Source organism: Rahnella sp. PAMC25617, from assembly GCF_050606005.1.
In the GTDB taxonomy this organism is placed as follows: domain Bacteria; phylum Pseudomonadota; class Gammaproteobacteria; order Enterobacterales; family Enterobacteriaceae; genus Rahnella; species Rahnella variigena.
Window position 1 is genome coordinate 120400 of record NZ_JBOCUM010000009.1, and the last position, 19780, is coordinate 140179.

The following is a 19780-nucleotide window of genomic DNA, read 5'->3' on the forward strand; positions in this document are numbered from 1 at the left end:
TTGCCCGAATGCCGCTGTGCCATAAAAAACTGTAGTGGATGCTATCAACATCGCCAGTACAGCACCATATAACAGTTGTATTTAAATTTTAAGGGGTTAGTCCTGAAGGCACCTGCACAGCGCCGGTTTCAGGCAAGTTCGCCTTTCACCAGCGGAACAAAACGAACGGCTTCGATGTTTTCGGCGACAAACTCATCACCACGACGGGTGACCCGTTGCAGTGTCTGATTTTCTTCGCCCACGGGCAGAATTAAAACGCCGCCATCATCGAGTTGTTGCAGTAAATCTTGAGGTATTTCAGGGGGTGCGGCGGTGACAATAATGGCGTCAAACGGACCGCGCGAAGGCCAGCCCTGCCAGCCGTCACCATGACGGGTGGAGACGTTATGCAAATCGAGTTGCTTGAGGCGTCTTTTCGCCTGCCACTGCAATCCCTTGATGCGCTCGACCGAGAAAACATGCTCCACCAGATGCGCCAAAATCGCGGTCTGATAGCCCGAACCGGTGCCAATTTCCAGCACACGTGAAGACGGCTCAAGGCGCAGCAGCTCAGTCATTCTCGCCACCGTATAGGGCTGAGAAATGGTCTGGCCGGAGCCAATCGGCAACGCAGTGTTTTCGTAGGCTTTATGCTGAAATGCCTCATCGACGAACCGCTCTCGCGGCACGGATTCAATGGCATGCAGCAGTTTTTCATCATGAATGCCCTGCTGGCGCAGCTGTTCCAGCAGGTTGTACATCGGCTTATTCACCATTCGCGCTCACCCCGGCCTTTTCCAACCATGAGACCACGACATCCTGAGCCGCATAGGCAGTTAAATCCACCTGAAGTGGCGTCACTGAAACATAACCTTGCGCGACAGCGGCAAAATCAGTGTCAGGTGCGACATCAAATTTATCGCCCGGCGGACCAATCCAGTACAAGTCCTGACCACGCGGATCCTGCTGACAAAATACCTGCTCAGCCGGATGACGGCTACCGCAACGCGTCACTTTGATCCCTTTAATCTGCGAAAGCGGCAGATCCGGGACGTTAATATTCAGAATTTTGCCAGTACGCAAAGGCTCACGCGCCAGCGCCCTGAGAATACGACAAGTGATGATCGCCGCCGTGTCGTAATGCTGATGACCGTCCAGCGAGACCGCCAGCGCAGGAAAGCCCAGATGACGGCCTTCCATGGCGGCAGCAACGGTGCCGGAGTAAATCACGTCGTCGCCCAGATTCGGTCCGGCGTTAATGCCGGAGACCACGATATCCGGCTTCGGACGCATCAGCGTATTGACGCCAAGATACACACAGTCGGTCGGCGTGCCATTAATCACGGCAGTATCGCCGTTGGGGTAAGACTGAATACGCAACGGGCCGTCCAGCGTCAGCGCGTTTGATGCGCCGCTGCGGTTACGGTCAGGGGCCACCAGCTTCACGTCGGCAAACTCACGCAGCGCTGACGCCAGCGCCTGAATGCCCGGAGCCAGTACGCCGTCGTCGTTACTCAGTAATATCCGCATCAGTTTCATCCAGATTCATCAGTTCACGCACCACGCTGGTGGCATAACTGCCGGCCGGTAACCAGAATTTGAGTTCCAGAGTGACGTCATCCCAGCGCTGCCATTGCATCTGCAAAGGTTGCAGCATAATGGCACGACGCGCAGGTTCCACCCGTTCACGTTTGAGCAGTGACAGCAAATCTGTCTGATCACTGAGACAGGTTTGCTCGAACGCTTCGGCGTCTTCCAGCGTGCCAAGCGGGCCGTCACCGGGTAAAGGTGCCGTCACCAGCAGTTCACCGCTTTCAACACGAGGTTGCAGCGATTCAAACTCTTCGGCTTTTGCCACAAACCAGCTGCCGCGTCCGCTCAGTTGCAGGGCATCGCCAAGCATCGGCTGACGCACGGTGCCATCGGCCAGTCGCTGGCTGGCGACGATATTGAACATCGCGCTGCGGCTGGCGGAAAGATAGAAGCTGCGCTTGGCGCGTTCTTTCGGACGGGCTTCGTTGGTTGCCCAGCGTTTCGCCTGCACCAGATTATTGCCGCCACGACCAAAGCGCTGGGTGCCGAAATAGTTCGGTACGCCCTGTTGGGTGATTTTTTCCAGACGTGCTTCAACATCCGCGATATCGCTTATCTGGCGCAGCACCAGCGTAAACGCATTACCTTTCAGCGTGCCGATACGCATTTTTTTGCGATGACGTGAGGCGCGGACCACTTCGCAGCCTTCGAGGTCAAACTGGCTTAAATCTGGATCAGCCTTGCCCGGCAGATGCAGGCAAAACCATTGTTCGGTGACTGCATGACGGTCTTTCAGACCGGCATAACTGACGTCGCGCGGATGCACTTTGGCAAACCGCGCCAGCTGCTCGGCAACAAATTGGGTGTTGCAGCCATTTTTGCGGATCCGCACCAACAGATGTTCACCTTCTCCGTCCGGCTCAAAGCCCAGATCCTCTTCGACGATAAAGTCTTCCGGATTGGCTTTCAGCTGGCCGGTGGCAACAGGTTCGCCCAGTAACCAGGTGAGACGTGACATATCTATCATGCGGTAATCTTCCACAACATCATTCCTTAATCAGCAGGGCAACGGCTTCGCAGGCGATACCTTCGCCGCGACCGGTGAAGCCCAGCTGTTCAGTGGTAGTGGCTTTTACGTTGACGTCATCCATATGGCACTGCAAATCTTCGGCCAGAAACACGCGCATCTGCGGGATGTGCGGCGCCATTTTCGGTGCCTGTGCAATGATGGTGATATCCAGATTGCCCAGCTTGTAGCCCTTCGCACGGATACGGCGATAAGCTTCACGCAGCAGTTCACGGCTGTCAGCGCCTTTGAATGCCGGATCGGTATCCGGGAACAATTTGCCGATGTCACCCAGCGCAGCAGCACCGAGCAGTGCGTCAGTGGCCGCGTGCAGCGCGACATCGCCGTCAGAATGCGCCAGTAAACCCTGCGGATAAGGGATACGCACACCACCGATCACCAGCGGACCTTCGCCGCCAAACTTATGTACATCAAAACCGTGACCGATACGCATTATGCGTTCTCCTCCTGGGATAAGCGGGTTAAATAGAATTCTGCCAGCGCCAGATCTTCGGGCCGGGTGACTTTAATATTATCGGCCCGTGCCGGGATCAGCATAGGATGAAACCCGCAATATTCCATTGCAGAAGCTTCATCTGTGACCACTGCACCTTCATTAAGGGCACGGCGCAGGCAGGTTTTCAGTAATTCGAGCGGGAAAAATTGTGGCGTCAGCGCGTGCCAGAGATCCTGACGATCGACAGTATGCGCAATTGCCGCGACACCGGGTTCGCCGCGTTTCATGGTGTCACGCACCGGGGCGGCGAGGATCCCGCCGACTTTGCTGGTGGCGGAAATCGCCAGCAAATTACTGAGGTCGTCGGGATGCAAACACGGGCGTGCGGCGTCATGCACCAGCACCCAGCCACGGTCACCGGCGACGTCCAGTCCGGCCATAACCGATTCAGCGCGTTCAGCCCCGCCGGCCACCACGCGGATCCGCGGATCACGGGCAATGGGAAGTTCGGCGAACTGCGTGTCGTGCGGGCTTAACGCCACGATAACCTGGCTGACTCTGCCGCTTTGCAGCAAAGCGCGAATGGAATGTTCTATCAGCGTTTTACCGCCAACAGAAAGATATTGCTTGGGGCATTCTGCCTGCATACGGCTGCCAATTCCGGCAGCCGGTAACACGGCAATGACCTCTGGAAGGGAAACTGCGGTAAGACTCATGGCTATTGATTCAGGTTGTTTTGCGAAACGGTGCTGCCCGGCGCACGTTTGTTGTCAGGCACCAGACGATAGAAAGTCTCGCCGGGTTTAATCATGCCCAGTTCGTTGCGTGCGCGTTCTTCGATCGCTTCCTGACCGCCGTTTAAATCGTCGATTTCTGCGAAAAGTTGATCATTACGTGATTTCAGTTTGCCGTTATTACCTTGCTGCACCTGAACGTCATCGTTTACACGAACATAATCGTGAATACCATTCTTACCCAGCCACAGCGAATACTGTAGCCAGCCAAGTAAAATCAGTAAAAGCAGTGTTAGTTTGCCCATCCCCGCCCCCTAAAAAAGCCGGACAATCATCCCACAACTTTCCCTCTGACTCCACTGTGGCAGGGTAAATGCCGGTGAGAATCAGACTTACGCACGCAATTACGGGTTAGAATGACACAATGGGTTACATCGTGAAGGGAATTTGCAGGGAAAACCGCCAGGAAAAGTCACCAGCCAGACAGGAAAGAGAAGACTGTCCAGAACATGCCGATAACGCAGACCGCGCTGGCCAGAGAGGCTTTAAACCAGCCACCGCCAAAGAACGTGCTGAACGCAATGCCTATCAGGACGGAAACCGGCATCAGCGCCAGAAAGAACGGCCAGGTGTAGAGCAGGAAAAACAGGGTGTTGGAACCATAAACCAGAAAAGGGATCGCAAACGCCAGCCAGTAGAAGACAAACCCGATGAATCCGCCCTGCATGGAGTAGGAAGGATCTTCGTTGTCTGAGCTGTCGGTTACCGGCACCAGCACGCGTGTCCGGGGGCTGATTTCCCCGGTACGATCTTCGCGGATCCGGCTGACAAGTCTGCTAAGTAAAGCCTGCATAGGTGATCCCTGTATTTCAGTGTAAACCGGCACGCTCTGTGGCGTTTGGCCGGCAACATTCAGGGATTGATAATAGCGCGCTGGCGCATCACATCTAATAATTGAGGGACCAAATGTGTTACCAATTGTTCACCATCAAGATGCACATCCGGGGTCTGTGGCGGCTGATATTCGGAGTCAATACCGGTGAAGTTTTTCAGTTCACCCGCCCGGGCTTTCTTGTACAAACCTTTCGGATCCCGCGCCTCACAGATAGCCAGCGGCGTATCTACAAACACTTCGATAAACTGACCGTCTTCCAGCAAATCACGCACCATGTCACGCTCGGCGCGGTGCGGCGAGATAAACGCAGTCAGCACGACCTGTCCGGCATCCACCATCAGTTTTGCCACTTCACCCACGCGACGGATGTTTTCACGACGGTCATCGTCAGTGAAGCCCAGATCACGGCACAACCCGTGGCGGACGTTATCGCCATCGAGCAGATACGTGCTGACGCCCTGCGCATGCAGCGCCTGCTCCAGCGCGCCAGCGACGGTGGATTTCCCCGAGCCCGAAAGCCCGGTGAACCACAATACGGCACCGCGATGGCCATGCTGTTTCTCGCGATCTGCACGCGTAACCGCGTGCGGATGCCAGACAACATTCTCATCTTTTAACAAAGTGCTGTCTTGTGACGCCATCTTATTTGCCACCCAGCAGGTCGCGCGCGCCCCAGTGCGGGAAGTGACGACGCACCAGACTGTTCAGTTCCAGCTCAAACGCGCTGTATTTATCGGATTCCTGATAAACCTGTTCAACCGCTTCGCGCACCAGACCGGCACCGACGGTGACGTTAGTCAGGCGATCAATAAAGATCATGCCACCGGTGACCGCATTACTCTGGTAGTTATCCAGCACCAGCGGCTCGTCAAAGGCCAGTTCGACCAGGCCGATGCCGTTGAGCGGCAGGTTTTCCACCACACGCTGCGTCAGCGAGTTGATTTCCACCTGATATTCGATGTTTTCCACCCGCGCACGGGCTTTCTTGCCGCCGACTTTGATGTCGTAACTCTGGCCGACACTCAGTGGCTGCTCCGCCATCCACACCACGTCAACTTTGGCGTTCTGCACCGGCTTAACGGTTTCTTGTGCATCCACCAGCGTGTCGCCACGGCTGATATCGCGTTCATCGGCCAGCACCAGCGTAATCGCCTCGCCAGCCCAGGCTTCCTGCAAATCGCCATCGAAAGTCACAATGCGCGCCACGGTGGATTCCACACCTGAAGGCAGCACTTTAATTTTCTGACCGACACGCACGGAGCCGGACGCCAGCGTACCGGCATAACCGCGAAAATCGAGGTTCGGACGGTTCACATATTGCACCGGGAAACGCATCGGCTGCTGTTCACGGATGTTGATGATATTGACCGTTTCCAGCACGTCGAGCAGCGTCGGGCCGGTGTACCAGCTCATGTTCTCGCCTGGCGTGGCGACGTTATCGCCTTCCAGCGCAGAAAGCGGCACAAATTTGATGTCCAGATCGGTCGGCAGTTGCTGAGCGAAATCCAGATAATCCTGTTTAAACTGCTCGTAAACTGTTTCGCTGTAATCCACCAGATCCATTTTGTTGACGGCCACTACCAGATGGCGGATCCCGAGCAATGTCGCAATGAAGCTGTGGCGGCGGGTTTGATCCAGCACGCCTTTACGGGCGTCGATCAGTAAGATCGCCAGATCACAGGTCGATGCACCGGTCGCCATATTACGGGTGTACTGTTCATGCCCCGGCGTGTCGGCGATAATAAACTTACGTTTCTCGGTGGAGAAATAACGGTAAGCCACGTCGATGGTAATGCCCTGCTCGCGTTCAGCCTGCAGCCCGTCCACCAGCAAAGCCAGATCCAGTTTCTCGCCCTGCGTGCCGTGGCGCTTGCTGTCGTTGTGCAAAGAAGACAGCTGATCTTCGTAGATCTGACGGGTGTCATGCAGCAGACGTCCGATCAAGGTACTTTTACCGTCATCGACGCTGCCACAAGTCAGAAAGCGCAGCAGGCTTTTGTGTTGCTGAGCGTGCAGGTAAGCTTCGACGCCGCCCTGCTCCGCGATTTGTTGTGCAATTGCGTTATTCATTAGCTGCGGCTCCTCAGAAGTACCCTTGACGCTTTTTCAGTTCCATCGAACCGGCCTGATCACGGTCGATCGCGCGTCCCTGACGTTCACTGGTGGTCGACACCAGCATTTCTTCGATGATCTCCGGCAGCGATTGCGCTTCGGATTCAACGGCACCGGTCAGCGGCCAGCAACCTAATGTGCGGAAACGCACCATTTTCTTCTCGATCACTTCGCCCGGTTGCAGATCAATACGATCGTCATCCACCATCAGCAGCATACCGTCGCGCTCCAGCACCGGACGCGGCGCGGCCAGATACAGCGGAACGATCTCGATGTTTTCCAGATAGATGTACTGCCAGATATCCAGCTCAGTCCAGTTGGAGAGCGGGAACACGCGGATGCTTTCGCCTTTGTTGATCTGGCCGTTGTAGTTGTGCCACAGCTCAGGGCGCTGGTTTTTTGGATCCCAGCGGTGGAAGCGGTCGCGGAAGGAATAAATACGCTCTTTGGCGCGGGATTTTTCTTCGTCACGACGAGCACCGCCGAAAGCCGCATCAAAACCGTGTTTGCTCAGCGCCTGCTTCAGCCCTTCGGTTTTCATGATATCGGTGTGTTTGGCGCTGCCGTGAACGAACGGGTTAATGCCCATCGCCACGCCTTCCGGGTTCTTATGCACAATCAGCTCGAAACCGTAGTTCTTCGCCGTGCGGTCACGGAATTCGTACATTTCACGGAATTTCCAGCCGGTATCCACGTGCAGCAGCGGGAACGGCAAGGTGCCCGGGAAAAAGGCTTTGCGTGCCAGATGCAGCATCACCGAGGAGTCTTTCCCGATGGAATACATCATCACCGGGTTGGCGAATTCAGCAGCCACTTCACGGATGATATGGATACTCTCCGCCTCCAGTTGCCGCAAATGAGTCAGTCGTTTTTCGTCCATAACAGATCCTTTAAGCCAAATTCACAACCGACGGGCGTTGGGTGCCGTCAGTCTCAGGATGATGCCCAAACCAGGCCAGTTGCTGATGAAGCGAAACCACTTCACCAATCACCAGTAACGCCGGCGCCGGCGCCTGTTGAGCCAGATGTTCAAGATTATCGAGTGTTCCGGTCAGCACCTGCTGGTCAGAACGCGTTCCCCGTCCGATAACGGCAACGGGCGTATTCGCTGCGCGACCATGAGCGATCAGTTGCTGGCTGATTTCAGCCGCTTTGAGCGTGCCCATGTAAATCGCCAATGTTTGCTGGCCTTTCGCCAGAGTCTCCCACTGCACGCCGTTGTTTTCCGGGCGGCAATGTCCTGTGACAAATATGACGCTCTGCGCGTGGTCGCGGTGCGTCAGCGGGATCCCGGCGTAAGCCGTTGCACCCGCCGCTGCGGTCACGCCCGGCACCACCTGGAAAGGAATGCCAGCGGCCTGCACCGCCTGTAATTCTTCGCCGCCGCGACCGAAAATAAACGGGTCACCGCCTTTAAGGCGGACGACTTTTTTCCCCTGCAGCGCCAGTTCGACCAGCAGACGGTTAGTTTCTTCCTGCGCGACAGAATGGCTGCCCGCACGTTTACCGACACAAATCTTGTCCGCATCACGACGCACCAGATCCAGCACTTCTTCGCTGACCAGATAGTCGTAAAGCACCACATCGGCCTGCTGCATCACCTGCAACCCGCGTAAGGTGAGCAATCCTGCATCACCCGGCCCGGCACCGACCAGCGTGACATTGCCGTTATGCGAGATGTCTTCCGCGTTTTCTAACTGTTGTTGCAGCGCCTGTTCAGCTTCTGCGAGCTTTCCCGCAGACGCGAGGCTGGCGAAACGTCCGGCGAACGCATGTTCCCAGAAACGGCGACGCGCGCGCATCGAACTGAACTGCGCTTTCACGTTTTCACGCCAGCGTCCGGCGATATCGGCCATTTGCCCGAGGCTGTTCGGCAGCAACGTTTCCAGCTTTTCACGCAGCATTCTGGCGAGCACCGGCGCTTTACCGCTGGAAGAAATCGCCACGACAATCGGCGAACGGTCGACAATCGAAGGAAAAATGAAAGAGCACTTCGGCTGGTCGTCAACCACGTTAGCCAGCACATGGCGCAGGTTCGCCTGCTCAAACACTTCAGCATTCAGCGCAGCGTCATCAGTGGCGGCAATCACCAGAAACACGTCGTCGAGTTGTTCCGGCAAAAACGCCTGTGCTGACCAGCTGACTTCAGCGGCCTGTCTGCGTTGTTCCAGCTCGGGAGAAAGTGCCTGTGCGACTATCCGTACTTGCGCACCCGCCCGCAGGAGAAGATCGATTTTGCGAGCAGCGACTTCGCCACCACCCACAACCAGCACAGGGCGTTGTTTGAGGTCGGCAAATATTGGTAGATAGTCCACAAAAGCCTTAAATGATTATCAGAATTAATAAACAAACTATACGTGCAGGGAATAATTGATCTGAAATGACGAAAAGGAATGAATAGTTACTAAATGGAATATAGCCCGACAAAAAGAGCGGTTTGGGATAACGGGAAATTGTCTAATCGCCCAGAGAATCGCATACTGTATGCCCCAGAAAGACCGCCATACGCGGCCTGTTGTTTGATTGCCTTCCGGTCGTCTTGACCAGTAAATAAGGATTTTTGGCTATGTTTTCTTTTTCACGCATGACGCGGACACTGCTGGCGCTGAGCCTGAGCTGTGCCGGTTTGGGTCATGCGCTGGCGGCTTCCGCCCCGCTTCCGGCAATGGGCTTCATCGCCAGTCAGCAAATCCGCCATATCGCGACCTATTTCCCGGGGCGCATGGCCGGCAGCCCGGCAGAACTTATCGCCGCGGAATATCTGAATCAGCAGTTCACCAAATTAGGGTATAAGAGCGATTTACGCGGATTCGATACCCGTTATCTTTACACCAGTAGCGCGGGCAAAAAGGACTGGCGGAACATTCACGCCACGTCAGTGATTGCCGCACGTGCTGGTGAAGTCCCGCAGCAAATCATCGTGATGGCGCATTTCGATACTTATGTGCCGCAAAGCGACAGCGATACCAATCACAATCTCGGCGGTTTGACCTTGCAGGGTGTCGATGACAACGCTTCAGGCGTCGGTGTGATGCTTGAGCTGGCCGAACGCATGCAGGCCATCCCGACGCATTACAGTCTGCGTTTCGTGGCGCTCAGCGCGGAAGAAACCGGCACAAAAGGTGCGGAAGATTTCGTGAACCGGATGAGTGCTGAGGAGAAGAAAAATACCCTGCTGGTCATTAACCTGAGTTCGCTTATCACCGGCGACCGGTTGTATTTCAACAGCGGCACTAACACGTCGGTGGCGGTGGCGAAACTCACCCGCGTGCGGGCGCTGAATATTGCGCGCAGTCTGGGCATTCCGGCAGAAAGTCATGAAGGCGCACATTGCTGCGATGGCATCAAAGCGCTGGATGACGCGCGTCTGCCGCTGCTGAATGTCACCGCGACCAACTTTGCGCTCGGTAAGAAAGACGGCGTGCAACAACGTGCGATCACCAGCCACTTCCCGCTGGGCACCACGCGTTATCAGAGCCAGTTCGACAATCTGCAATATCTGGATAAAGCGCTGCCGGGACGCATTGAAAAACGCTCACGGGATACGGTGAAAGTGTTATTCCCGCTGCTGAAGGATCTGGCGAAACCGGCAAAACATGCCTGATTAAGAGGACAATTTAAGGGATTCTTATCTGGAATCCCTTAAATAATTCGGATTGCAGGAAGGCGGCAAGTAAACGCATCCCCGGGAGCATAGATTACTATGTGACCGGGGTAAGAGCGCGCAGCCAACGCATCTGCAACCCGAAGTATGACGGGGATTTATTCGTGCAGGCCGCACTCGCGTTTAAGCCCAAAGAAGCGCGTGTCTTCTTCTTTCATCCCTTCTTCCCACTTCTTCGTGGTGTGCGTGTCACCGACGGAAAGGTAGCCCTGATCCCATAACGGGTGATAGCTCAGGCCGTGTTCTTTCAGATACTGGAAGATCTGACGGTTATCCCAGTCGATGATCGGCAGGATTTTAAACACACCGCGTTGCACCGCCAGCACCGGCAGATGCGCACGGCTGCCGGATTGCTCGCGCCGCAGACCGGCGAACCAGGTCTGCACGCCGAGCGTCTGAATCGCACGATTCATCGGCTCGACTTTGTTGATGTGATTGTACTTCTCGATACCCTCGACACCCTGCTCCCACAGTTTGCCATAGCGCGCTTCCTGCCACGCCGCAGAATGTTCCGCGCGGAATACCTGTAAATTCAGGTTCAGCTGTTCGGTTAACGTATCGATGAACTGGTAGGTTTCCGGGAACAGATAGCCGGTATCGGTCAGGATCACCGGAATGTCCGGTTTCTGCTGAGTGACTAAGTGCAGACAGACCGCCGCCTGGATGCCGAAGCTGGAAGACAGCGCGAATTCGCCGGGCATATTTTCCAGCGCCCATTGCACACGCTCCTGCGCGGACAGTTTTTCCAGGCTGACGTTAATTTCCGCCAGCGCCATAGATTGTCCGGACTTCGGCAGTTCGTTCAGTTCAGCCAGAGTAAGATTCAGCAAACTCATATTGCCTCCAGGCGGTTATCGCGCTTAGTCATAAAAGTCGCGTGCTGGATCCAGCACCGGCTTAATGATCCCGGCGCGGATCACGAAGTCACCAAAGCCTTCACCGGTTTCGCGCTCTTTCGACCAGCGTCCGACCAGTTCGTCAATGATGCTCAGGATCTCAGCATCAGAAATGTTTTCACGGTACATGCGCGGAATACGTGTTCCGGCGCGGTTACCGCCGAGGTGCAGGTTGTAGCGGTTCATCGCTTTACCCACCAGGCCAATTTCAGCCAGCAGCGCGCGTCCACAGCCGTTCGGGCAGCCTGTGACACGCAGAACAATGTGTTCATCGCCCACGCCGTGACCGTGCATGATGCCTTCTACTTTGGTCACAAACTCAGGCAGGAAACGTTCCGCTTCCGCCATCGCCAGCGGGCAGGTCGGATACGACACGCAGGCCATCGAATTTTTACGCTGCTCAGTGACGCCTTCGTCAATCAGGCCGTGATTACGCGCCAGGGTTTCGATCGCGTCTTTGTCTTTTTCAGCGACACCGGCCACGATCAGGTTCTGGTTAGCAGTAAGCCTGAAGTCGCCTTTATGGATCTTAGCAATTTCTGCCAGTCCGGTTTTTAGCGGTTTGCCCGGATAATCGAGAATACGGCCATTTTCGATAAACAGCGTCAGGTGCCATTGTTTGTCGATGCCCTTTACCCAGCCGATGCGATCGCCGCGACCGGTAAATTCGTAAGGACGAACATCGCCAAACTGAATGCCTGCGCGTTTTTCAACTTCGGCTTTGAAAACCGGCACGCCGACGCGTTCCAGCGTGTATTTAGTTTTGGCGTTTTTACGGTTGGTGCGGTTACCCCAGTCACGCTGCGTGGTCACCACCGCTTCGGCAACAGCCAGCGTGTTCTCCAGCGGAATAAAGCCCAGTTCGCTGGCAGTACGCGCATACGTAGCTTTATCACCGTGTGCGATAGAAAGCCCGCCGCCGACCAGCACGTTGAAGCCGACCAGTTTGCCGTTATCAGCAATCGCCACGAAGTTCAGGTCGTTGGCGTGCAGGTCCACATCATTCTGCGGAGGAATAACCACCGTCGTTTTGAATTTACGTGGCAGATAGGTCGCGCCCAGGATCGGCTCTTCGTCGGTGGTTTCGACTTTTTCCTGATCCAGCCAGACTTCGGCGTAAGCGCGGGTGCGCGGCAGCAAGTGTTCGGAGATTTTCTTCGCCCACTGATACGCTTCCTGATGCAGTTCAGACTCCACCGGATTCGAGGTACACAACACGTTACGGTTAACGTCGTTGGCGGTCGCCAGTGCATCCAGACCGAGTTTATTCAGTAACTGATGCACCGGTTTTACGTTCGGTTTCAGAATGCCGTGGAACTGGAAAGTCTGACGGTTAGTAATACGAATGCTGCCGTACAGCGTGCTGTCTTCAGCAAATTTATCGATGCCCAGCCACTGCGCTGGCGTCATCACGCCGCCCGGCAAACGGCAACGCAACATCATGGCATGACGCGGTTCCAGCTTCTGCTCAGCGCGTTCCGCACGGATATCACGGTCATCCTGCTGATACATGCCGTGGAAGCGGATCAACAGGAAGTTGTCTCCGTTGAAGCCACCGGTCAGACCGTCTTTTAAATCCTCAGTGATAGTCCCGCGCAGGAAATTACTTTCCTTCTTCAGGCGTTCGGCGTCAGCCAGCGGGGCATCGACGATCAACGGGCCCGGACCGGGATTGAGTTCACTCCACAACTTGTTGCTCATAATTTTTTCACTCATAACTTTATGCCCAAAATCATTCGAGTTGCAGGCAGGCGGCAACTGAAGGAATCCCGATGAGCTGACTCAAGTCAGTGATTCGGGTGACTGAAGGAAGCCAACGCCCCTGCAATTAGAAGGATGCAGGGCATTAGTAGACGTCGCGCTGGTAACGGCGATCAAGGCGCAATTCACTGAGATATTCGTCAGCAGTTTCCAGATCCATCACACCGTATTCGGCGATGATTTCCAGTAACGCCTGCTCTACGTCTTTCGCCATACGGTTGGCATCGCCGCAGACATACACATGCGCGCCTTCCTGCAACCACTGCCAGACTTCCGCACCCTGCTCACGCAGTTTGTCCTGTACGTACACTTTTTCTGCCTGATCGCGTGACCATGCCAGAGAGATATGGGTCAGCAGGCCGTCTTTCACGTAACGCTGCCACTCGACCTGATACAGGAAATCATCGGTAAAGTGCGGGTTGCCGAAGAACAGCCAGTTTTTGCCGGTGGCGCCGTCGTTATCACGCTGCTGAATAAAGGCGCGGAATGGCGCAATGCCGGTGCCGGGTCCTATCATAATGACCGGTGTTTCCGGACTGGCCGGCAGGCGGAAGTTGTCGTTATGTTCAATAAAGACTTTCACTTCGCCGTCTTCTTCCAGACGGTCGGCCAGATAGCCGGAAGCACCGCCGGTGCGTGCACGCCCGTCGATGTCGTAACGCACCACGCCCACCGTAATGTGTACTTCAGATTCAGTTTCCGCCTGCGAAGAGGCAATCGAATACAGACGCGGCGTCAGCGGACGCAGTAAATCCACCAGTTGCTGGGCATCCAGCTCAGTCGGCGCACGGCGTACCATGTCGGCGAACGGCACGGTCTGCGCGTATTGCTGCAACGCAGGTTTATCCGCCAGCAGACCGGTCAGATGTTCGTCGCGGCAAAGCGCGGCGTATTTCTCGATAATCGGCGTGGTGTTCTGAGTCAGCTCGATGTGATGTTGCAGCGCCTCTGAAAGTGGCAGTTTTTTATCGTTCACTTCAACGATTTCATCACCTTTCAGCCACAGCAACTCGACGATTTCCTGCACCAGTTGCGGATCGTTTTCAAACCAGATCCCCAGTGCATCGCCCGGCTGGTAACGCAGGCCGGAATCACCGAGTTCGATTTCCAGATGACGCACATCTTTGTCAGAATCACGGCCGGTAATTTTCTGATTAACAGACAGCGTCGCCGTCAGCGGCGCTTCTTTGGTGTAAGGGCTGCTGTCGACCTGATTAACACTGCCCGCCAGCGTCGGCGCGGGTTGTGCGCCAGAATCAGCCGGAACGCGCTGTTTCAGTACATCGACAATGCGCTTACGCCAGTTTTCAGCGGCTTCTTTATATTCCACATCGGCATCAACGCGATCTAACAGACGTTCTGCGCCGAGCTCACCCAGACGGGTATCAAAGTCTTTACCCGCCTGACAGAAGAATTCGTAGGACGTGTCGCCCAGTGCAAACACCGCAAAAGCGGTGTCTTTCATTTGCGGGGCTTTTTTGGATTGCAGGAATTTATGCAACGCGACCGCTTCTTCAGCCTGTTCGCCTTCGCCCTGCGTGGAGGCCACGATCAGCAACAGCTTTTCCTGACCAATTTGTTTGAATTTATAGTCACCGGCATTCACCAGGTTGACGTTAATTTTCGCAGCCTTCAGATCATCGCGTAACTGTTCCGCGACACGACGGGCGTTACCGGTTTGTGAAGCAGAAATCAGGGTGACCGACGCAGAAACCTGCACCGGTGCCGGAGCGGCCACTGCGCCCGGTTGCTGATTGACCATTCCCCAGAAATAGCCGGACAACCAGGCCATCTGAGTCGGCGAATAATCACCTATCGCCGATTGAAGGCGAGCCATTTGCTCGGGGGTCAGCGGGAGCAGTGAAATTGGAGGTGCCTGAGTCGTCATCGCGGTACGAATTCCCTTATGCAGAAGCAAGTCATCAATCCGGCCTCCGGCGGCTTATTCTGTGTGAGTTCGCGCGGGAAAGACCTTTTAGAAGATGTAGGTTAACGAGCCGGATAATAACAATTAAAGAAGTGATGGAAATAATAAATAACCAAAATGACTAAGAGGATTTAGAGGTAAGTTCTATCTGAAAAAGTGGTAAGCGAAGATTTTTATCGTACTGAAATCGCTAAAAAAAATATCATCAGTTTGTTTGTTCATCGCCAAGTCGCGGGCGCATAAAGAAAAACCCCGCCGGAGCGGGGTGATGATTTTTTTTCAGGCAGGCGTTCGCACAGACGTTTTCAGAGATGGAAAGCGTTGTGCTGCTCAAACCAGGCAAACTGCCCTGCGGCAAACACCGACATTTTACTGCCGCTGTGGCCGACATCTGACAAGTCCATAAAGTGCCAGTTAAACGGCGTGTTGTTCTGTTCGGCGCGTTGCTGCGACGTGGTGAAATAGCTTTCGGCGCGCTCCAGACGGTTGGTGCCCTGCGCCATCGCCTGTTTGGATTTACGCAGCAGGCGGTTTTCCGGATCATCATCTTCTGCACCCACGGCAATCAGCACCGGTTTGGCGAAGTAATCATTCAGTTGCTGCTGACTGACCGCGACCGGCGCTTCACGCAGACCGTAAGGCCAGCGCTGATCGGTATCCGGCAATGTCCACCAGCCTGCCGCCGCACAGACCGCCGCTTTGACATTCGGCTCCGGCAACAACGTCAGCATACGATGGACAAACTGGCAGCCCGCGCTGTTGCCAAACAGATAATATTGCTTCTGCTGAGTGATGCCCTGCTTTTGCAGCGAGGTAAACACGTTATCGACAATGCTGAACGCCCACTGAGATTTCGGCAAACGATGATGGGTTTTGCTGTCGGTCAGATTACCCAGGTTATAGCCCGCAGCGCCGGGGAAATCCTGCTCGCTGAAATGCGGCACGACCACGCGTAAATGATACTGATCGGCAACGGTCATCCAGTCATTCCGGTAGGTGGCAGCGTTACGATCCACACCCGTCATCACCATCACCACCGGCGTGGTTTCATCGGCACCGACCGGCTGATAGGTGAAAACTTCCAGCGGCTTTTTACCCCCCGCCAGAGGAATATGCATCACGCCCGACCCCTGCGGGAAAACCAGAGGGGTTTTGCCTGCCGGCGCTTTGGCGACCGGGGCTTTCGCCGCAGCCGGCGCAGCATCCTGAGCGGGTGCCGTAGTTTCAGCCTGCACGCTGGCAGAGAACAACAGCGCCAGAACAGCGCAACGAAGCACAGTAATCATTCACTATCTCAACAGGTTAGTTTCTACCGGCTCACTGTATGCCAGCAATGCGGGCGGAGTAAAGAGAGTAAAAGTCAGGATTTGGTGAAGAAAAGCGCAGTTAAGTCATGGCACGTAAGCCGGTATTCCGGTACTATGCCGCGTTTTTTCGAGCAACGAGACTGCCTCATGACCACCACATTATTTAAAGATTTTCAGTTCGAAGCCGCCCACCATTTACCGCATGTGCCTGCCGGGCATAAATGCGGACGGTTGCATGGCCACTCTTTCACCGTTCGTTTAGAAATCACCGGTGAAGTGGATCCGCATACCGGCTGGGTGATGGATTTCGCCGATCTGAAAGCCGCGTTTAATCCGACTCTGGATCGTCTCGATCACTATAATCTGAACGACATTCCGGGCTTAGAAAACCCGACCAGCGAAGTGCTGGCCGCGTGGATCTGGAACGAGATGAAACCTAAGCTGCCACTGCTCAGCGCCGTGCGCGTCAAAGAAACCTGCACAGCGGGTTGCGTATATAAAGGCTAACTCAGCATATCTCTTATGCGATGTTCAGATACTTATGTGTCTGCATTGAAAGCCGCCAGTTCCTTGCAATGCAGGTCGCAATGCACAGTCTGGTGGCTTCTTCTTTTTGACTGATTGGCTGCAGGGCAATTATCCGCGCTTTGCTGTCAGTCAGCGTTTCCAGCAGGGCATCCAGAGCGTCGATATCACGCTGACGCGCCACCGGATGCTTCACTTCATCAGCACGTTTCAGCGCCTGCGGCAAAATGTCGTAACCGCCACGCATATTCACTTTCGGGGAAACGGTCACCCAGGTATTCACCGAGCAACGGACTTCATGCGTGCCGCTGGTTTCAATCTGGCAGCTGAATCCGTTCTTTTCCAGCAATGACGTCAGTTCAGTCAGATCATAAATGCACGGCTCGCCGCCGGTGATCACCACGTGACGCGCGGTGTAGCCTTGCTGCGCGATCACCTCGAGCAGTTGTTCGGACGTGGCATTGCCCCAGGCATCACTCTCTTCAGTTTTGACCAGAATGCGCTGCATATCGACTTCCCGATCGGCAATTTTATCCCAGGTGTGTTTGGTATCGCACCAGCTGCAACCCACAGGACAGCCTTGCAGGCGAACGAAAATCGCCGGCACGCCGGTAAAATAGCCTTCCCCTTGCAGGGTTTCGAACATCTCATTAATCGGGTACTGCATCAGTTTCTCAGTCATCTCTAAAAAAATCAGCGCGCATTATCGCAGACAACAGCCGCTGCGCCAAATACAGGCCGCAACGGGAGTGTGTGCAAAAATGTTTATGAGCGCAAAGAGCGGATGGCGTCAGTAAAGCGTTGCGTGATCTGCTGCGGGCGGGTAATTGCCCCGCCGACCACAACAGCATGCGCCCCGAGCGCTAAACATCGCGCCGCCATTTCTGGTGTATCCACGTTTCCCTCGGCAATGACAGGCGTCGTGCACTGCGCCAGCACCTGTCGCAGGAAGGCGAAATCGTCATGCCAGAGTTTGCTGCCCTGCGTTTCATGAGTATAGCCGTGCAATGTTGTACCGATACAATCAAAGCCTAAAGCCTGTGCGTTTTGTGCTTCTTCTAAGGTCGCGATATCCGCCATCAGCAACAGGGACGGAAACTCTTTACGAATGTGTTGCACCAGCGCCGCAAGTTGCAATTCCCCCGGACGCTGATGGAACGTGGCATCCATCGCGATCATCTCTGGCGCGACGGCCATCAGCTCGCGCACTTCCTTCAGGGTCGCGGTGATATAAACATCGCTTGCCGGATAATCCCGCTTGATGATGCCGATAACCGGCAGCGGAATGGTAGCGCGAATGGCTTTCACATCAGCAACACTGTTCGCGCGGATCCCCGCTGCGCCGCCCTGCAAAGCAGCAAGCGCCATGCGGCTCATAATAAAATCGCTGTGCAGCGGTTCGTCATCCAGCGCCTGACAGGACACGATCAACTGTCCCCTGACGGTCGTTAACATTGACTGGTTCATACTCCCAACATCTCCTCAATTTCATTTTTAATAATCGTCACGTGCGGTCCGTAAATGACCTGAATGCCGTTTCCGCGTATCAGCACGGCACGCGCCCCGCTCGATTTCAGCTTGTTTTCATCGATTCCGGCGGCCTGATAGACGCTGATACGCAAACGCGTTGCACAGCAATCAAGCTCCGCGATATTGGCAAAGACGATCGAACCTGCACTGGCCATGACGGTGAATATCGCCTGCAAGACCGGGATATTTAAAAACGGATACGCCGCCAGCGTATTAGGGTTAGAAAACGCCCCGCCAATTCCCAGCAGCAATCCGGCTGCAGGCAAAATAGCGATGGGCAACATGAATGACTTGCCAAACTTCTGGGCTCTTTCGAACCATGCCCCGCCCCCTGAACCATTAAATATCGACATGAGATGACTCCGCGTTGTGTTGTTGTGATAATTATTTTCACCACACTATATAATTAAAATAATAATTACCATCAAATGCACGGCGTTATCCATACGGAATTCTTCTGGCGTTAACTGCGTCACATCAGCCAAACTAGTCAGGTCAATTATTCTGAGGAGAGCCGAGTGAGTCAGACCAAGGAAACAGGCACGCTGTTACTGCGAATGCGTCAGGGGCTGGAGAATTACAGTCCGACTCTGCATAAACTGGGCAGCTATGTACTCGAGCAGCCACAGCGCGTGCTTTACCTGACCATCACTGAGCTGGCGCGTGAGAGTGATACCAGTGAAGCCAGCGTCACGCGGCTTTGTCGCCAGCTGGGTTGCAAAGGGTTTACCGAATTTAAGATGGGCCTGGCGCTGGAGACGCGGCAAAATCCGTCGTCACCAGCGGCACAAGGAAATGACGACGTTCAGACGCTGATTGAAGACAGCATCACCGCGCTGCGTGATACCGGAAAACTGCTCGACCGTCAGGTGCTGGCGGACGCGGCATCGCACATTCATCACGCGCGCTCCGTTCAGGTGTATGGTGTCGCGGCCAGCGCGATCGTCGCGGACTATCTGGGCTATAAATTGCTGCGTCTGGGCAAAACGTCGCAGTGTTTCGCCGATATGCACCGCGCAGCGATGAATGCCGTGAGTCTGGACGACCGGGATATTGTGGTGGTGATTTCCAGCTCAGGTTCAACGAAAGATGTGCTGCACGCTGCCGCACTGGCGAAGCGTCAGGGCACCACCGTTATCGGCATCAGTAATACGCTGCGCAGTCCGCTTTCCTCGCTGGCCGATATTTTACTGGTGGCTGCCAAACCCGAAGGTCCGCTGACGGCGGGATTACTGACGTCAAAAGTTGGCGGGATGTTACTGGTGGAATTACTGATCAATCAGCTGTTAACGCACTCCCCGGATTATCTGCAGGCCAGCGAACACAGTGCGAGCGCCACGCTTTCTTTATTGCTGTAAGCCGATGACATCCGCATCTTTCCCTGAATTGCGGAC

Annotated in this window: 20 protein-coding genes and 1 pseudogene; 3 read left to right on the forward strand and 18 right to left on the reverse strand. The window is 54.9% G+C overall.

All coding sequences use genetic code 11. The features are described from left to right. Positions 1 to 128 precede the first annotated feature (128 nt). From ACM615_RS13140 to cysG, 11 genes are all read right to left on the reverse strand, one after another. Positions 129 to 755 (reverse strand): protein-L-isoaspartate(D-aspartate) O-methyltransferase, encoded by a 627-nt coding sequence (locus ACM615_RS13140; protein ID WP_112287713.1) that lies wholly within the window; start codon positions 753 to 755, stop codon positions 129 to 131. Continuing rightward, positions 745 to 1509 (reverse strand): 5'/3'-nucleotidase SurE, encoded by a 765-nt coding sequence (gene surE / locus ACM615_RS13145; RefSeq protein ID WP_166654458.1) that lies wholly within the window; start codon positions 1507 to 1509, stop codon positions 745 to 747. The genes ACM615_RS13140 and surE overlap by 11 nt, the downstream gene beginning before the upstream one ends. Further along, the gene (gene truD / locus ACM615_RS13150; protein WP_165353181.1) at positions 1490 to 2536 is read right to left on the reverse strand and encodes a tRNA pseudouridine(13) synthase TruD; all 1047 of its coding nucleotides are present in this window, start codon (positions 2534 to 2536) and stop codon (positions 1490 to 1492) included. The genes surE and truD overlap by 20 nt, the downstream gene beginning before the upstream one ends. 22 nt (positions 2537 to 2558) lie before the next feature. Beyond that, positions 2559 to 3032: a 2-C-methyl-D-erythritol 2,4-cyclodiphosphate synthase gene (gene ispF, locus ACM615_RS13155; protein WP_015695903.1), complete on the reverse strand. Its 474-nt coding sequence runs from the start codon at positions 3030 to 3032 to the stop codon at positions 2559 to 2561. Then, entirely contained in the window at positions 3032 to 3751 is a 720-nt protein-coding gene (gene ispD / locus ACM615_RS13160; RefSeq protein WP_159282337.1) for a 2-C-methyl-D-erythritol 4-phosphate cytidylyltransferase, read from the reverse strand. The genes ispF and ispD overlap by 1 nt, the downstream gene beginning before the upstream one ends. 2 nt (positions 3752 to 3753) lie before the next feature. Next, the gene (ftsB, locus tag ACM615_RS13165; RefSeq protein ID WP_112287715.1) at positions 3754 to 4074 is read right to left on the reverse strand and encodes a cell division protein FtsB; all 321 of its coding nucleotides are present in this window, start codon (positions 4072 to 4074) and stop codon (positions 3754 to 3756) included. Positions 4075 to 4241: 167 nt separating this feature from the next. After that, positions 4242 to 4622 carry a DUF3561 family protein gene (locus ACM615_RS13170; RefSeq protein ID WP_113877409.1) on the reverse strand — a complete coding sequence of 127 codons (381 nt, stop codon included), beginning with the start codon at positions 4620 to 4622 and terminating at the stop codon, positions 4242 to 4244. Positions 4623 to 4681: 59 nt separating this feature from the next. Then, positions 4682 to 5305 carry an adenylyl-sulfate kinase gene (cysC, locus tag ACM615_RS13175; RefSeq protein WP_112287717.1) on the reverse strand — a complete coding sequence of 208 codons (624 nt, stop codon included), beginning with the start codon at positions 5303 to 5305 and terminating at the stop codon, positions 4682 to 4684. 1 nt (position 5306) lies between these two features. After that, positions 5307 to 6734: a sulfate adenylyltransferase subunit CysN gene (gene cysN, locus ACM615_RS13180; protein WP_129639253.1), complete on the reverse strand. Its 1428-nt coding sequence runs from the start codon at positions 6732 to 6734 to the stop codon at positions 5307 to 5309. A 13-nt stretch (positions 6735 to 6747) separates the two neighbouring features. After that, entirely contained in the window at positions 6748 to 7656 is a 909-nt protein-coding gene (cysD, locus tag ACM615_RS13185; RefSeq protein ID WP_112287719.1) for a sulfate adenylyltransferase subunit CysD, read from the reverse strand. 10 nt (positions 7657 to 7666) lie between these two features. Then, positions 7667 to 9091: a siroheme synthase CysG gene (gene cysG, locus ACM615_RS13190; RefSeq protein WP_279919471.1), complete on the reverse strand. Its 1425-nt coding sequence runs from the start codon at positions 9089 to 9091 to the stop codon at positions 7667 to 7669. A gap of 251 nt (positions 9092 to 9342) precedes the next feature. On the opposite strand from cysG, the gene ACM615_RS13195 reads away from it, so the two are divergent. Beyond that, positions 9343 to 10380, forward strand: coding sequence for an aminopeptidase (locus ACM615_RS13195; protein ID WP_129639255.1), 1038 nt, complete (start codon positions 9343 to 9345; stop codon positions 10378 to 10380). A gap of 158 nt (positions 10381 to 10538) precedes the next feature. Here ACM615_RS13195 and ACM615_RS13200 read toward each other — a convergent pair whose 3' ends face one another. From ACM615_RS13200 to ACM615_RS13215, 4 genes are all read right to left on the reverse strand, one after another. Further along, a complete protein-coding gene (locus tag ACM615_RS13200; RefSeq protein WP_132965809.1) occupies positions 10539 to 11276 on the reverse strand; it encodes a phosphoadenylyl-sulfate reductase in 738 nt (245 codons plus the stop codon). A 24-nt stretch (positions 11277 to 11300) separates the two neighbouring features. Beyond that, the gene (gene cysI, locus ACM615_RS13205; protein WP_431012016.1) at positions 11301 to 13037 is read right to left on the reverse strand and encodes an assimilatory sulfite reductase (NADPH) hemoprotein subunit; all 1737 of its coding nucleotides are present in this window, start codon (positions 13035 to 13037) and stop codon (positions 11301 to 11303) included. A gap of 145 nt (positions 13038 to 13182) precedes the next feature. Next, positions 13183 to 14985 (reverse strand): NADPH-dependent assimilatory sulfite reductase flavoprotein subunit, encoded by a 1803-nt coding sequence (gene cysJ / locus ACM615_RS13210; protein ID WP_431012071.1) that lies wholly within the window; start codon positions 14983 to 14985, stop codon positions 13183 to 13185. Between the two features lie 344 nt (positions 14986 to 15329). Beyond that, on the reverse strand, positions 15330 to 16310 hold the full coding sequence (locus tag ACM615_RS13215; protein ID WP_132965807.1) for a hypothetical protein: 981 nt from the start codon (positions 16308 to 16310) through the stop codon (positions 15330 to 15332). Positions 16311 to 16478: 168 nt separating this feature from the next. On the opposite strand from ACM615_RS13215, the gene queD reads away from it, so the two are divergent. Next, positions 16479 to 16838, forward strand: coding sequence for a 6-carboxytetrahydropterin synthase QueD (gene queD, locus ACM615_RS13220; protein ID WP_113877448.1), 360 nt, complete (start codon positions 16479 to 16481; stop codon positions 16836 to 16838). Between the two features lie 13 nt (positions 16839 to 16851). Here the strand turns inward: queD and queE are convergent, their stop codons facing one another. The 3 genes and pseudogenes from queE to ACM615_RS13235 all read right to left on the reverse strand — a co-directional run. Then, positions 16852 to 17523, reverse strand: coding sequence for a 7-carboxy-7-deazaguanine synthase QueE (gene queE, locus ACM615_RS13225; protein WP_112287755.1), 672 nt, complete (start codon positions 17521 to 17523; stop codon positions 16852 to 16854). A gap of 98 nt (positions 17524 to 17621) precedes the next feature. Next, positions 17622 to 18311 (reverse strand): N-acetylmannosamine-6-phosphate 2-epimerase, encoded by a 690-nt coding sequence (locus ACM615_RS13230; RefSeq protein ID WP_431012072.1) that lies wholly within the window; start codon positions 18309 to 18311, stop codon positions 17622 to 17624. Between the two features lie 190 nt (positions 18312 to 18501). Continuing rightward, a pseudogene (locus ACM615_RS13235) lies at positions 18502 to 18739 on the reverse strand (PTS transporter subunit EIIC); the annotation flags it as partial. Between the two features lie 204 nt (positions 18740 to 18943). Between ACM615_RS13235 and ACM615_RS13240 the strand changes: the two are divergent. Beyond that, the gene (locus ACM615_RS13240; RefSeq protein ID WP_181955568.1) at positions 18944 to 19744 is read left to right on the forward strand and encodes a MurR/RpiR family transcriptional regulator; all 801 of its coding nucleotides are present in this window, start codon (positions 18944 to 18946) and stop codon (positions 19742 to 19744) included. The last annotated feature ends 36 nt before the right edge of the window (positions 19745 to 19780 follow it).